This window comes from Amycolatopsis sp. NPDC104863 (assembly GCF_055582965.1).
On record NZ_JBVJOW010000001.1, the window covers coordinates 85,054 to 98,137 of the forward strand.

At 71.7% G+C, this 13,084-nt stretch carries 12 protein-coding genes; 5 read left to right on the top strand and 7 right to left on the bottom strand.

The window, feature by feature from the left end:
- Positions 1-16: 16 nt before the first annotated feature.
- From ACZ63J_RS00440 to ACZ63J_RS00450, 3 genes are all read right to left on the bottom strand, one after another.
- Positions 17-817 carry a polysaccharide lyase family 7 protein gene (locus ACZ63J_RS00440; protein WP_465400624.1) on the bottom strand — a complete coding sequence of 267 codons (801 nt, stop codon included), beginning with the start codon at positions 815-817 and terminating at the stop codon, positions 17-19.
- 187 nt (positions 818-1,004) lie between these two features.
- The gene (locus ACZ63J_RS00445) at positions 1,005-1,454 is read right to left on the bottom strand and encodes a hypothetical protein (RefSeq protein WP_465400623.1); all 450 of its coding nucleotides are present in this window, start codon (positions 1,452-1,454) and stop codon (positions 1,005-1,007) included.
- Positions 1,455-1,494: 40 nt separating this feature from the next.
- Positions 1,495-2,604 (bottom strand): NADH:flavin oxidoreductase, encoded by a 1,110-nt coding sequence (locus tag ACZ63J_RS00450; protein WP_465400622.1) that lies wholly within the window; start codon positions 2,602-2,604, stop codon positions 1,495-1,497.
- Between the two features lie 94 nt (positions 2,605-2,698).
- Between ACZ63J_RS00450 and ACZ63J_RS00455 the strand changes: the two genes are divergently transcribed.
- On the top strand, positions 2,699-3,070 hold the full coding sequence (locus ACZ63J_RS00455; protein ID WP_465400621.1) for a MerR family transcriptional regulator: 372 nt from the start codon (positions 2,699-2,701) through the stop codon (positions 3,068-3,070).
- Here ACZ63J_RS00455 and ACZ63J_RS00460 read toward each other — a convergent pair.
- On the bottom strand, positions 3,015-3,965 hold the full coding sequence (locus ACZ63J_RS00460; protein ID WP_465400620.1) for an NADP-dependent oxidoreductase: 951 nt from the start codon (positions 3,963-3,965) through the stop codon (positions 3,015-3,017). The genes ACZ63J_RS00455 and ACZ63J_RS00460 overlap by 56 nt on opposite strands.
- Positions 3,966-4,046: 81 nt before the next feature.
- Here ACZ63J_RS00460 and ACZ63J_RS00465 point away from each other — a divergent pair, with 81 nt between their 5' ends.
- Positions 4,047-4,580, top strand: coding sequence for a TetR/AcrR family transcriptional regulator (locus ACZ63J_RS00465; protein WP_465400619.1), 534 nt, complete (start codon positions 4,047-4,049; stop codon positions 4,578-4,580).
- On the opposite strand, the gene ACZ63J_RS00470 is transcribed toward ACZ63J_RS00465, so the two are convergent.
- A complete protein-coding gene (locus ACZ63J_RS00470) occupies positions 4,577-5,446 on the bottom strand; it encodes an NmrA family NAD(P)-binding protein (protein WP_465400618.1) in 870 nt (289 codons plus the stop codon). The genes ACZ63J_RS00465 and ACZ63J_RS00470 overlap by 4 nt on opposite strands.
- 86 nt (positions 5,447-5,532) lie before the next feature.
- Between ACZ63J_RS00470 and ACZ63J_RS00475 the strand changes: the two genes are divergently transcribed.
- On the top strand, positions 5,533-6,219 hold the full coding sequence (locus tag ACZ63J_RS00475; RefSeq protein WP_465400617.1) for a TetR/AcrR family transcriptional regulator: 687 nt from the start codon (positions 5,533-5,535) through the stop codon (positions 6,217-6,219).
- Here the strand turns inward: ACZ63J_RS00475 and ACZ63J_RS00480 are convergent.
- A complete protein-coding gene (locus ACZ63J_RS00480; protein WP_465400616.1) occupies positions 6,209-8,452 on the bottom strand; it encodes an RICIN domain-containing protein in 2,244 nt (747 codons plus the stop codon). The two genes, ACZ63J_RS00475 and ACZ63J_RS00480, sit on opposite strands and share 11 nt — an antisense overlap.
- A 552-nt stretch (positions 8,453-9,004) precedes the next feature.
- Between ACZ63J_RS00480 and ACZ63J_RS00485 the strand changes: the two genes are divergently transcribed.
- The gene (locus ACZ63J_RS00485; RefSeq protein ID WP_465400615.1) at positions 9,005-9,244 is read left to right on the top strand and encodes a hypothetical protein; all 240 of its coding nucleotides are present in this window, start codon (positions 9,005-9,007) and stop codon (positions 9,242-9,244) included.
- 418 nt (positions 9,245-9,662) lie between these two features.
- Complete coding sequence (locus ACZ63J_RS00490) at positions 9,663-12,497, top strand: PQQ-dependent sugar dehydrogenase (RefSeq protein WP_465400614.1); 2,835 nt, start codon at positions 9,663-9,665, stop codon at positions 12,495-12,497.
- A 54-nt stretch (positions 12,498-12,551) separates the two neighbouring features.
- On the opposite strand, the gene ACZ63J_RS00495 is transcribed toward ACZ63J_RS00490, so the two are convergent.
- Complete coding sequence (locus tag ACZ63J_RS00495; protein ID WP_465400613.1) at positions 12,552-12,995, bottom strand: hypothetical protein; 444 nt, start codon at positions 12,993-12,995, stop codon at positions 12,552-12,554.
- Positions 12,996-13,084: the final 89 nt, after the last annotated feature.

Consider the following 13,084-nt stretch of genomic DNA (forward strand, 5'->3'; position numbering starts at 1 on the left):
CGGCGGGCCGGCGGGGTCAGCTGTGCGAGACGGTCAGGCCGTAGAACGCGACCCGGGCGCCCTTCGTCGTGCTGTCCGAAGAGGACTGGTTGTACGAGCCCGCCTTGAAGTACTGCTTGTACGCCTTGAACGACGACGGGATGCCGTAGTGCGTGGTGCTGCCGTTGACCGTGAGGTCGATGGTGTTGCCGCCGGAGATGCCGATCGTGTAGGTCCAGGTCTTGCCGATCGCGACGTGGCCGACGGTGTGCGGGGTCTGGCCGCCGTCGGGGGAGTTCTCCGTGCCCAGCACGATGTCCCCGCTCGCGCGGTAGTACAGCTCCAGCAGGGGCTTGGTCGACGACCCGCCGGTGCCGAGGTGCACCTGGCCGACGCAGACGTTCGACGTCACCGACACCACGCGCAGGGTGGCGCTCAGCTTGTGCGACCCGCTCAGCGACCAGTTGGCGGCCGACCCGCTGCGGTTCATCTCGCGCAGCTCGGAGCGCGCGTAGTTGGAGTTCGGGGTCGTGACACCCTTTTCCGGCGCCCAGAAGGTCATCGCGCCGTCGCGGGTGTCGGTGTAGAAGTAGCTGTCCTGGAAGCCGTTCGCGCCCTGCAGGCGCGAGGAGGAGATGGTGGTCGGCGACCCGGGTGACCCGACCGGCTCCTGCAGCTGCCAGACGCCGAGGTCGAAGTTGCCGCCCGGCGCCTTGGCCGGATCGGCGAGGACGCTCTGGCCGATCGCACCGCCCGAGGGGCCGGCGAGGGCGGGCAACGCGGTTCCGGCGGCCAGGGCCGGAACCGCCAGCAGGACGAGCATGGCACGCACGCGCATCGTGGGTGTCCTTTCGCGACGAGGACCGGAACGGAGCGTGAGCACACTCCGTCCCACCATTCGTTCACGGGTGTGAATAAATGGTCTGGACAACCCGGCGGCGAAACTGAAGGTTAAGAGGCGGCTCGCATCGTGTCAAGCATTGACAGGGTCCGCTGGAAGCGTTTACCGCGCCGGCCGCGAGCGCTCACGGGTTGTCGGGCGAGAAGGTGACGGCGCCCGCGCCGTCGTGGCCGTTGATCTTGCTGTGCCAGGTCAGCGTGTATCCCTCGCCCCGCCGGCCGGTGACGGTGTAGTCGACATCGCCCGCGGTGGACGTCGCGGTGAACGTGCCGGCCGGGGTCCACGTGCCGCGTGAGATCTCCTTGTCGCTGTTCTTGGTGAGCCAGCGGCGGACGTCGTCGGGGGTGGCGGTGAGCGCGACCCCCGCTTCGACCACCGTGTGGTCGGCGTAGAACCGCAGGTACGTCCGGCTGTTGTCGGCCGGGTCGCCGACGTAGAGGCCGTCGGCCCGTGGGCTGAACCCGCTCGCCTCGGTGGGGCTGGGCGCCGACGACACGATCTCGCCGGACGTCGACCCCGGGGCGCAGGCCGTCAGCAGGAGGAGCGCGGCGGCGAGGGCTGGGGTGGCCTTCATGGGTGACCACCCTAGCCCGGCCGCTGGGCGCTCACCGGTCCTAGTGGCGGGTGCCCAGCGCCGCGGGGGTGAAGGGCGTGATCTCGGTTTCGCGGCCGGCCAGGACCTTCGACGCCCACGACGGGTCGGCGAGCAGGGGGCGGCCGACGGCGATCGCGTCGAACTCGTCGGCCTCCAAGCGGTCCAGGACGCCGTTGATGCTCGTCGCCGTCGCGGTTCCGCCTGCCGTGAACTCCGTGTCGAGGCCGATCGAGCCGACCGTGATCGCGGGTTTGCCGGACAGCTTCTTCGCCCAGCCCGCGAGGTTGAGGTCGGAGCCGGCGAACGCGGGCTCCCAGAAGCGGCGGGTCGAGGCGTGGAAGGCGTCGGCGCCCGCGTCGGCGAGCGTGTCGAGGATGACGCCGAACTCCTCCGGTGTTTCGGCGATCCGGGCGGTGTAGTCGTTCATCTTCCACTGGGAAAGCCGGACGACCACGGGGAAACCGGGCGACACCGCGCGGCGGACCCCGGCGACGACCTCGGCGGCGAACCGGGTCCGGGCGCGCAGGTCGCCGCCGTAGCCGTCGGTGCGGTGGTTGGTGCCCGCCCAGAGGAACTGGTCGATGAGGTAACCGTGGGCGCCGTGCAGTTCGACGCCGTCGAAGCCGAGGCGTTCGGCGGCGGCCGCGGCGTCCGCGAACGCCCGGACGACGGCGTTGATGTCGCCCTGCGTCATCGTCCGGCCCGGCTCGCCGGGGCTCCCGTCCGCGGACACCGGCACGCCGGACGGGCCCATGGCGGGCGCGCCGGGGTGCGGCACCGGCCCGGGCCTGCGCGTCATGCCGACGTGCTGGAGCTGGGGGAAGATCACGCCGCCGGCCTCGTGGACGGCGTCGGCGACCCGGGACCAGCCGGCCAGGGCCGCGTCGCCGTAGAAGTGGGACACCTGGTCGTGCTCGCCGGCCGACGGGTGCCCGACGTAGCTGGCCTCGGTGATGATCAGGCCGACGCCGCCGGCCGCGCGCCGGGCGTAGAAGGCGGCGACCTCTTCGGTCGGAACGCCGCCGGGGGACTGCGCGCGGGTCATCGGGGCGAGCGCGATCCGGTTCGGGACGGTGAGCTCGCCGAGCGTGAGCGGGCGGGACAGGAGGTGGTCGGCACGGGTGGTCACGGGGATCTCCTTCAGGTGAGTTCCCTGCTACGCTAAAACCTCACGTGGACGTGAGATTCAACCTCGAGTGCGGCAGATCACTTCGGGAGCGGGGATGCGGATCGGGGAACTGGCCGAGAAGTCCGGCGTGAGCGTGCGGGCGCTGCGGTACTACGAAGAACGCGGCATGCTCGTCCCGGAGCGCAGCGCGGGCGGGCACCGGCACTACACCGACCGCGGGGTGCAGCTGGTCTGGCTGATCCAGCAGTTCTACGCCGCCGGGCTGTCCAGCAAGTCGATCCTGGAGATCCTCCCGTCCGTCGACACGGGCGAGGCGACCCCCGAGGCGCTCGCGGTGCTCGTCGCCGAGCGCGACCGCATCGACCGCCAGCTGGCCGAGCTGACGAGCACCCGGGAGAAGCTCGACCACGTCATCGCGAACGCGTCGGCGGCGTCGTGCTCGCACGAGTGCCGTCCGGAGGAGTGAGCACGACGAGCTTTCCCCGCCGTGGCCCGGTTTCCGCGGCGGTGTGGGCGCCGGCCGTGTCCTCGAGCGGGAAGACCGCCTGCACGGGCACGCGGAACGAGCCCTCGGTGAAGAGCCGCGCGGCGACCGCGAGACCGTGCCGCCCGTCGGGCTGGCCGCCCAGCGCGCCGACCGACATCCGGACGCCGTGCTCCGGCCCGCTGAAGTCGGCGAGCGTGACGACCGACGACGGCGAACCGGTCAGCGCCACCAGTTCCGGGAGCGAGCCCTTTCCGGCGACGTCGAGGGCGGCGTCGACCGGGCCCGGCACCCGGCCGGGCAGTCCCGGGCCGTAGGGGACCGGTGTCGCGCCCAGCCCGGCGACGAACTCCTGGTTGCCCGGCGCGGCCGTGCCGACCACGCGGGCGCCGCGGGCGAGGGCGAGCCCGACGGCGAGGCTGCCGACCCCGCCGGAAGCGCCGTCGACGAGCAGGCTCGACCCCGCGCCGACGCCGAGCAGGTCGAGCGCGCGGGTGGCCGTCTCGATCCCGGAGGCCGCCGCGCCCGCCTGCGCCCACGGCATGGCCGGCGGTTTCGGCGTCCAGAAGGCGAGCACCGCGAACTCGGCCGTCGCGCCACCGAGCCGGGCGAGGTCGACCGAGCCGAAGACCTCGTCGCCGACCGAGACGCCGTCGGCGTCCGCCTCGTCGATCACCCCCGCCGCGTCGACACCGGGAACGTGCGGCAGGGAGAGAGGCGAGCGTGACTTCCCGGCGCGGATCGCCAGGTCGACCGGCGACACACCGGCCGCGCGCACGCGGATCCGCACCTGCCCCGGCCCGGCGTGCGGCTCCGGCAGGTCGCCGACGGACAGGACACCGGGCGGGCCGAACCGCTCGAACCGGGCTGCGAACACGTTTCACTCCAGGGAAGTTCCGGCGGACTGGTGGTGTTGACGCTAGGAGTGACCACCGGAGGCCGGGGCGAAGTGAGAGCCGTGCACGAGCAACTGACGCAGAACCGGCGGGCGGACGCCGAGCGCAACCGCCGTCACCTGGTTTCGGTGGCCCACACGACGTTTTCCCGGCTGGGCACCGAAGTCCCGGTCCGCGAGATCGCCCGGCGCGCGGGCCTGGCCCCCGCGACGGTGCACCGGCACTTCCCGTCCCGCGACGACCTGGTCGCGGCGGTCTTCGCCGAGCAGGCTTCGCGCTGCGCGGGACAACTGAGCGCGGCGCTGGCCGACCCGGACGTCCGGCGGGCGCTGACCCGGACGTTCCACCGGTTCGGCGAGTGGCAGGGCCCGCTCACGGACGCGATGCGGGCGAACCCGGCGTACGCGGTTTTGGCCCGTGAGCACGGTGAGGTTTTCGCCCGGCTGGTGGACCGCGCGCGCGAAGCGGGCATCCTGCGGGCACCCGCCGAAGACGTCCGGCTGGGCCTGCAGGCGTTGACGTCGGTGCGCGCGTCCCCGGGAGACGCGGTGCGACGCCTGACCGGTGTGGTGCTTTCCGGCCTGCTGACCCCCTAAGCCGATTCTCGGCGAACAAGCGCTTCGAGCACCGAACGCGCCGAGGTCGCCGGGCGGCCCAGGAGCGTCTCGAGCGCCGGGTCGGTGACCGCCATCTCGCCGGCCCGGGCGGCGCGGAACATGCCGAGGGTGAACTCGGCCGCGGCCGCGGGCATCCCCTGCCCGGTGACCGCCGCCGTCCACTCCTCGTCGTCGACGACGACGCGCTTGATCGTGCGGCCCGTGTGGTCGCCGACGATGTTCGCGACGTCGGCGAAGTCGAGCAGCTCGGGGCCGGTCAGGGGCGGGGTCGGCCCGTCGAACGCGCCGGGGCGGGTCAGCACGAGCGCGTCGGCTTCGGCGAGGTCGTCGTGGGCCGTCCAGGAGACCGGGCCGTCGGCCGGGAGCCGGAGCTCGCCCGTCCGCAGCGCGTCCGCGAGGTAGTACTCGAACGTGCTCGCGTAGAACCCGTGCCGCAGCGCGGTCGAAGCGACTTTCTGGGCCGCCAGATGGGCTTCCGTGGCCGCGTGCTGCCGGCCGGGGTCGAAGCGGGAGTCCGCCGAGGCCATCTGGTGGCTGGTGTACAGCACGCGCGACGCGCCCGCCCGGACCGCGGCGTCGATCGCGGCCTGGCTCGCTTCGGCAGCCTGCGGGCCGCGGATCGCGGCCGAGACGACGAGCACCTGGTCGGCCTGCTCGAACGCAGCGTCCAGCGTGGCCGGGTCGGTGAAGTCCCCGGCGCGGACGCGGACACCCCGGGCGGCGAGCCCGGCGGCGGCGCCGGGGTCGCGCACGCTCACCCCGACGGTGTCCGCGGGCACGCGGTCGAGCAGGTTTTCGACGATCCGGGAGCCGAGGCGGCCGGTGGCGCCGGTGACGACGATCATGGGTTCTCCTCTGTGAATCACTGGTTCGCTTTCGACGATACCACTGATTCGAACCAGTGGTATCGCGATCCTGATACCATTGGTTCATGCAGGGAGAGTCCGCCGTCGACGTCCGGTCCGGGATCATCGCCGCCGCGGCCGAGCTGCTCCACGACGACGGGGCGCGGGCGGTGACCACCCGCGCGGTCGCCCAGGCGGCGGGCGTGCCGCCGCCGACCATCTTCCGGCTCTTCGGTGACAAGGACGGTCTGTTGCGGGCGGTCGCCGAGCACGTGATGGCCGGCTACGCCGCGGGCAAGGCGGAGCAGGCCGCGGGGGAGAACGGCGACCCAGTCGACGACCTGCGCGCCGCGTGGCGGGCGCACATCGCGTTCGCCCTCGCCAACCCCGAAGTCTTCCTGATGCTCGCCGTGCCCGGTCGCCTGCGGGACTCGCCCGCGACGGCGGCCGGTGCCGAGGTGCTCCGCGCCCGGGTCGCGCGGGTGGCCGCCGCGGGTCTTCTCGCGGTGCCGGAAGCGCGCGCGGTCGACGTGATCCACGCGGCCGGCACCGGCGCCGTCTTCACCCTGCTCGGCCGCCCGGAAGACCGGCGTGACCCGGCGCTGGCCGAAGACCTGCTGACGGCCGTCCTCGCGACCGTGCTCACGTCGGTGCCGGCGCCGCCGGCGTCCGATCCGGGCGCGGTGGTCAACGTGTTCCGCGCGGTGATGCCGGAGCTGGCCGTGCTCACCGACGCGGAACGCGCGCTCCTGGCGGAGTGGCTCAGCCGCTGACCGACCACCGCTGGCCGTCGGCTCCGGCGCCGGCCTGCTGGGTGACGCGGGCGCCGTCGGCGGCGGACGCCGTGGTCAGCGTCAGGCCACTGTGGACGGACGTGAGCGTGACGGTGCCGTCGGCGCGCCGGACGGCGGTCCAGTGCTGGTTGTCCCCGCCGGTGCAGGGCCACTGGATGACGGCCGCGCCGGCCGTCGTGCGCCCGCCGTCGACGTCCGCGCACAGGCCGGACTCGGCACTGCGCAGCTCGTAGGACCCGTCCGGCTGCCGCGTGAAGGTCCAGCGCTGGTTCGTGCCGCCGTTCGGGGTCCACGTGACCAGCTGCGTCCCGCGCGCGGTGCTGTGGCCGGGAACGTCCAGCGCCTTGCCGCCCGCCGTGAGGACGTGGGTGCCGTCCAAGCCACCGGAGGTGCCCACCGGCGTGATGGCGAGCGTCTGCTGCGCCGCGGTGCGGCCGCCGCCCACCGCCGAGCCCGTCCGGTCCGTCCAGTGGCGGACCGGTGTCGTCTCGGCCGCCTGCCCGGTGGTCACCGGCAGGCCCAGCACCAAGCCGCTGTAGCGGTTGACCAGCCGGTAGGCGCCCGACGGGCCGGGAACGACGAACCACTGCTGACCCACGGCCGGGCCGCCGGCGCCGGCCGCCGTCACCGTCGGCGCGGTGCCCCACGCCCGCGTCGCCACGGAGGAGGAACCCACGCCCAGGAGGTGCCCGCTCGCGGCGTTCGTGATCCGGTACGAGCCGTCCCCGTTGCCGGTGAACGTCCACGCCTGCGCCGCGGACCCGTCGCCGGCCGCGACCGACGTCGTCGCGGAGCCGCCGGCGACCTGGGCGAGCACCCGGCCGGCGCCGTCGGCGATCCGGTAGGTCTTCGCCGGGTCGAAGGGGACCGGCGCGCGCCGCGGGTTGTCGATCGAGACGTCCACGTACTCCCCGGAAGCGTCGCCGGAGCAGCCGAACGAGCAGTAGGCGCGGAAGTCCTTGCCGACGATGGTGGAGCTGGTCTTGTTCGCGGAGTCGACGAACCACCGGTACCAGGACGCGGTGTGGTAGCCGCCGGTGGTGCCGATCGGGAACCACTTCTGCGTGGCCAGGTCGTCGGTGGCGTAGTACTGCTGGGGCGCGTTGCCGCTCTGGTCGACCGCCTGCGGCTCGCCGATGTAGAGGCCGAGGTAGGCGTTGTAGGTGATGTCCATGACGAACAGCGGTGAGGTCGCGGGCATCTTGCCCGCCGCGACCTGCTGGTCTGCCGTGCCGGCGTTGGCGGGGTTGTACTCCTGGGCGGGCGGGGTGTAGCCGGCGGGGTTGTCCGTGCCGGCCGGCACCTGGTTGCTTTCCTTGCCGCCCACACCGGGTTCGGTCCAGGCGCCGTCGTACCACTTGCGCCAGGAGCCGGGCGCCATCTTCGAGGCGATCGGCGCGCGGGCGACGTGGGCGTAGAACGCTTTCCAGCTCCCGTTCTTGTCGACCACGCGCGAGCCGTAGAAGACGTAGAAGTACCCGGAAGCCGCGTCGACGTAAAGGCGCTGGTCGCCGTCGCCGTAGTAGTAGGTCTGGTTCGGGAACGCCGTGGTGTCGCCGCGCCGGGTGCTGTGCGGCGAGGTGAGGACGTGGGCCTTGATCGTCCAGGTCCGGCCCCGGTCGGTCGAGACCGCGTAGTCGATCGCGTCGTAGTGCAGGCCGTCGCCGAACGGCTGCGGCGTGAACTCGTTGTGCACCAAGCCGTACCAGTCGCCGGTGTCCGGGTCGACCCAGGTGCCGACGAGGTCGCAGTAGTTCTTCTGCGCGTACCGCGACCCCGAGGGCGCGGCGGTCGACTCCGCGCCGGTGGGGCTGGTGTTGCAGCGCCAGGTGGTGTTGTTGTTGCGGTCGTCGGGGTTCGCGGGGTTCACCGCGTCGCTGACGGCGTTCCTGGTGAAGCTGTCGAAGTCGCGGCCGCTGTAGAAGTCCCATTCGCGCGGGTCCGTGGCGCCGTAGAGGGCGGCGGACTGCTGGAAGTAGAACGTGCCGTCACGGTCCACGTACGGGGATGCGGGGGAGTCGGTCGGGGTTGACCACGGGTGCGTCGCGCCGACGGAGACGGTGTAGCCGTCGGTGGGCGGTGTGGCGGTGGGCGGTGTGGCGGTGGGCGTGGCGGCGGCGGGTGTGGCGCCGCTGACCAGCGCGGCCGCGGCGACGGCGGCCAGGAGGGCGTGCGAGCCGCGCCGCGCGCGGGACGACCGGTCAGGACGCATCGGAACTCCTCGATCTCCGCACGGGCGGGTGGTCGGCGTGCTCGCAGTCTGCACGAAGATGCACAAAGTCGCAAGAAACTACTCGCAATCAATCAACATCAGTCATGGGGCGTGATCGGCGCGCCGGTCGTCGAGGGTGGGGTGTCCGCTGCGGGTGCCCGGACGTCGGCCCGGGGGAAATCGCCGATTTTCTTGGTGGAAAACGAAAGTCCGGCTATTCGTGTCGCGTCCTGGTCGCGGGTGGATGTCCGGTTCGACGAATTCGACAGTGGTTCCCGGCTGGCCGGCGTCTGGCTCCCGATCGCTTGCCTGGACTGGGAATGTGAAGAAGTTTTTGGCGTCGGGACAGTTTTACGAAGGGGCACAAAAAGGCAACAACTGTGCATCTCACTCTTTCGAGTGGATTGATGTTCACGGCGAGTCAGAGGTGGTCAAACTGGTAACTCCGATGGCGGATTTCACGACTGTCGGGACGTCTCTTGTTCGCGATCGGTCACCGGGTGTGGCTGGTCCCAGGCGGAAGGGTCGGTGTCCGTGGGAGCTCATGGTCCGATGTCCCTGGTCACCCGGCAGCGGGTCGCCGGCGCGCGGGTCCGTCCCGCCGTCCGCAACCGGTGGCTGCTGTTCGCCCTGGTGGTCCTGGCCGTCGTCCCGGCCGACGAGGGCGGCGGCGCGTGGGCGATGGCGGGAGTCTTCGCTGTGGCGGTCGCCGTGGCGCTGGCCCACCGCGCTCTGACTCGGGCGGCCGCGAAGGTGCAAGCCGCACTGGACGACGAACTCGACACGCGTTAGCCCGGCGGGGCGGGGCGCCTCTGGTCGCGAGGCTGAGCCAGGTTCCGGCGCGCCCGGTCCCGACCCGGCCGACCTGGCCGACTCGGCCGACTCGGCCGGCGCGGCTCCGGTGGGATCTGTTGCGAGGCCCGGCCGACCCGGCACCGGGGCGCCGCGGTCCGGTGGTGAGGCTGATCCGGCCGGCGCGGCTGCAGCGCGCTCCGGTCCCGGCTCAGCCGATGCAGCTCCGCCGCACCCCGATCCCAAGTCAGGCCGCCCCGGCCTGACCCGCCTCCACCGAAACGCGGGGTGCGGCACCCGACCCGCGTGGTGCTTTCCGGCCCACTGCCCCATTAGTCACAAAACGGTAAATATGCCCGATCAGGTGCAACCGGACTACCCATTCAGGCGATAAACGACCGCCTGGAAGGGGGCCGGTATGACTTTGGGAAGGCTCAGAGCGCTAAGACACACTGTGGTGGCAGCCCTGCTGACCGGGGCGTTACTGCCCGTCATGTCCACCGGGGTCGCGGACGCGGCCCTTCCGCAGGGATTCGTGCTGAGGGACACCGACACGGGGCTGGGGCAGTACCAGCTGACCGACTTCGGGTACCTGCCGGACCAGTCCGTCGTCGCCACGGCGAAGGACGGGCGGGTCCAGTGGGTCCCGGCCACCGGGACACCGCGGACGCTCGCGACGCTGCCGACCCGCGTCATCGGCGACCTCGGCCTGGTCGGCGTCGCCGTCGCGCCGGACTACGCGACGTCGCGCAGTGTCTACCTGACGCGGTCGCTCGACGTCGGCAGCGGTTTTGTCATGCGGCTGTCGCGGTTCACCGTGACCGTGGACGCGGCGGGCGCGCCGACCGGGCTGACCGGTGAGCAGTCGCTGTTCGAGGTGCCGGGCATCCACAACGTCCACGGCATCAACGGCGTCATCGCCGCCGCGGACGGCACCTTGTGGACGTCCATCGGGGACAGCGGTGACTTCACGCAGGTCGACCCGGGCGCGCTGCGGGCGCAGGACGTCAACCAGCCCTACGGCAAGATCCTCCACTTCACCCCCGACGGCAAGGGTGTGCCGGGGAACCCGTACTACGACGCCGCGAACCCCTCGTCGACGGCGAGCAAGGTGTACGCGCGCGGGTTCCGCAACCCGTTCCGGTTCAGCATCGACCCGAACCTGGGCCTGCCGGTCGCCGGTGACGTCGGCTGGAACACCTGGGAAGAGGTCGACGTCGTCCAGCGCGGCGCCAACCAGGGCTGGCCGTGCTGGGAGGGCAACCACCCGACGCCGGGGTACACCAGCCTCGCGGGGTGTGCCGGCGTGGCGAACCAGCCGCCGATCTTCGAGTACCTGCACGGCACCGGGGCGATGCAGGGCAACAGCGTCACCGGCGGCATCGTCTACAACGGATCGAGCTACCCGGCCGCCTACCGCGGCTCGTACTTCTTCGGCGACTACGTGACGCACAAGATCTGGACGATGAGGTACGACGACCAGGGCAAGCTCACGCAGGCCCCGCAGAACCCGCCGCCCTTCACCGACATCGGTGGTCCGACGAGGTTCGCGGCCGCGGCCAACGGCGACATCGTCTACTCGGACATCCTGACCGGGAAGCTGCGGCGGCTGACGTACACGGCCGGCAACACCGCGCCGGTGGCGAGCGCGTCGTCGACCACCGACCCGGACACCCGCACGGTCTCCTTCGACGGCTCCGCGTCGGTCGACTACGACAACGACTTGCTGAAGTACGACTGGGACTTCGGGGACGGGAGCACCGCGGCCGACGCCGGCCCGAAGGTGAACCACACCTATGCAGCGGGCACGGAGTCGTTCACGGCGAAGCTGACGGTGCGCGACCCGCTGGGCGCCACCGGCACGACCACGGTCGTGGTGGCGCCGGGCAACCACAGCCCGGCGCTCACGGTGACCACGCCGGGGGACACTGCGACCTTCGCGGTGAACCAGCAGGTCGGCCTGAGCGGCACCGCGACCGACGTCGAAGACGGCGCCTTGCCGATCACGTGGACCACCGCGGTCCGGCACTGCCCGAGCGAGGCGACGTGTCACTCGCACCCGGGTGTCGGGGGGACGGGCGCGAGCTTCGCGCAGCCGTTCACCGATCACCCGGACTCCCGCATGGAGTTCATCGCGACGGTGACCGACAGCGCGGGTGTGGTCACGTCGAAGACCTACGTGGCCCGGCCGCGTGAGCACCGGATCACCTTGGTCGGCACGCAGCCCGCGGCGCTGAGCATCCCGGTGGAGGGCGGGGTCAGCTCCGCCATGGTCACCGAAGGCGCCACGTTCGACGTCGAGGCCGCACCGCTGGGCACCGACGGTGTCTCGAAGTTCACCGGCTGGCAGGGCGGTCCGACGAGCACCACGTGGGTGGTCACCGTCGGCACGACCGACCTGACGCTGACGGCGAACTACGCGACGCCGATCGACCAGCGCTACGACGGCGACGCCGCGTTGCGGACCAAGCTGGGCGCGCCTACGGCGGCCGAGGTCACCGACGGCACGGTCCACTACCGCACGTACGTCAACGGCCGGTTGTACTGGAGTGCCGTGGGAGGCACGAAGTTCATCACCGGGCCGGTGCGGGACAAGTACCTCACCTTCGGCGGGCACGCCAAGCTGGGGCCGCCGACGACTGACACGGCGTCCACTCCGGACGGTGTGGCGCAGTACAGCCACTTCACCAACAACGGGAACATCGGTTCGATCTACTACACCGCGGCGACGGGTGCGCACGCGGTCTACGGCGAGATCCGGAAGCGGTGGGCGGCGCTGGACTACGAGCGCGGGCTCGGCTACCCGACCACGGACGAGGGCGGCACGCCGGACGGTGTCGGCCGGTACAACCACTTCGTCAAGGGCAGCAACGTCGGGTCGATCTACTACACGGCCGGAACCGGCGCACACGCGATCTTCGGTGAGATCCGGAAGAAGTGGGCGGCGCTGGACTACGAGCGCGGCCTCGGTTACCCGACCACGGACGAGGGCGGCACGCCGGACGGAGTGGGCCGGTACAACCACTTCCGGCTCGGCGCGTACGAGCACTCGATCTACTACACGGTGGCCACGGGTGCGCACGCGGTGAAGGGCGAGATCCGCAAGCGCTGGGCGGCGCTCGGGTGGGAGCGGTCCTACCTGCGCTACCCGACGACCGACGAGTACGTGTCGGGAGGGGTGTACCGCAGCGACTTCCAGGGCGGTTACATCACCTACACCGTCGCGGGCGGGGCAGTCGACCGCCCTTGGTGACAGCTGAGTGAACGAAAGGCGGCCCGCCTCCGGAGGTTCGGAGGCGGGCCGCCCTCAGCTTCGCGGCCAGATCTTGACGTTCCAGACTTCCCGGTAGACATCGGGATCGCCGTCCTCGGCGATGTTGTGGGAGCCGATTCGAGACGCGCGAAGGCCGTAGTCGCCCGGCTTCGGGAGCGCGACGGCCTTGTCACTGGGCGACGCGTTGATACAAGCGATCATGACTCGGCCGTGGGTGGTGTGGAAGACGCGGTCCTCGGCCGACTCCGGTGCTTCGCCGGGAGCATGGGGCCAGATCTCGAGGGTGACCTCGACGGAAAGCGCTCGGTCCGAGGTGTGGAACAAAGCGCCGCCCGGTCCGGCGACCACCAGCCAGTCCGAGCCGGGGAGGGGCAGATCGCTGTAGCGGTCGTCACCGAACACGTCGAAGACGGCGAACTGCGAGTGGTCCACCGGGATCGTCACGGTGTGCACCTCGGACGGTCCTGGACCGGACATGCACCCTCCCCGTTCGCCTGGCTCGAGAGCCAGGATAGAGCCGCCTCCCAGGGACCCCGGTGACACCCGACCTCCCCGCGCCGGGGGAT

Bases quoted from the DNA above. Each gene is read 5' to 3' on its own strand.
- ACZ63J_RS00440 (WP_465400624.1), bottom strand. From the start codon at position 817: ATGCGCGTGCGTGCCATGCTCGTCCTGCTGGCGGTTCCGGCCCTGGCC.
- ACZ63J_RS00485 (WP_465400615.1), top strand. From the start codon at position 9,005: ATGTCCCTGGTCACCCGGCAGCGGGTCGCCGGCGCGCGGGTCCGTCCC.
- ACZ63J_RS00455 (WP_465400621.1), top strand. From the start codon at position 2,699: ATGCGGATCGGGGAACTGGCCGAGAAGTCCGGCGTGAGCGTGCGGGCG.
- ACZ63J_RS00490 (WP_465400614.1), top strand. From the start codon at position 9,663: ATGACTTTGGGAAGGCTCAGAGCGCTAAGACACACTGTGGTGGCAGCC.
- ACZ63J_RS00470 (WP_465400618.1), bottom strand. From the start codon at position 5,446: ATGATCGTCGTCACCGGCGCCACCGGCCGCCTCGGCTCCCGGATCGTC.
- ACZ63J_RS00475 (WP_465400617.1), top strand. From the start codon at position 5,533: ATGCAGGGAGAGTCCGCCGTCGACGTCCGGTCCGGGATCATCGCCGCC.
- ACZ63J_RS00495 (WP_465400613.1), bottom strand. From the start codon at position 12,995: ATGTCCGGTCCAGGACCGTCCGAGGTGCACACCGTGACGATCCCGGTG.
- ACZ63J_RS00445 (WP_465400623.1), bottom strand. From the start codon at position 1,454: ATGAAGGCCACCCCAGCCCTCGCCGCCGCGCTCCTCCTGCTGACGGCC.
- ACZ63J_RS00480 (WP_465400616.1), bottom strand. From the start codon at position 8,452: ATGCGTCCTGACCGGTCGTCCCGCGCGCGGCGCGGCTCGCACGCCCTC.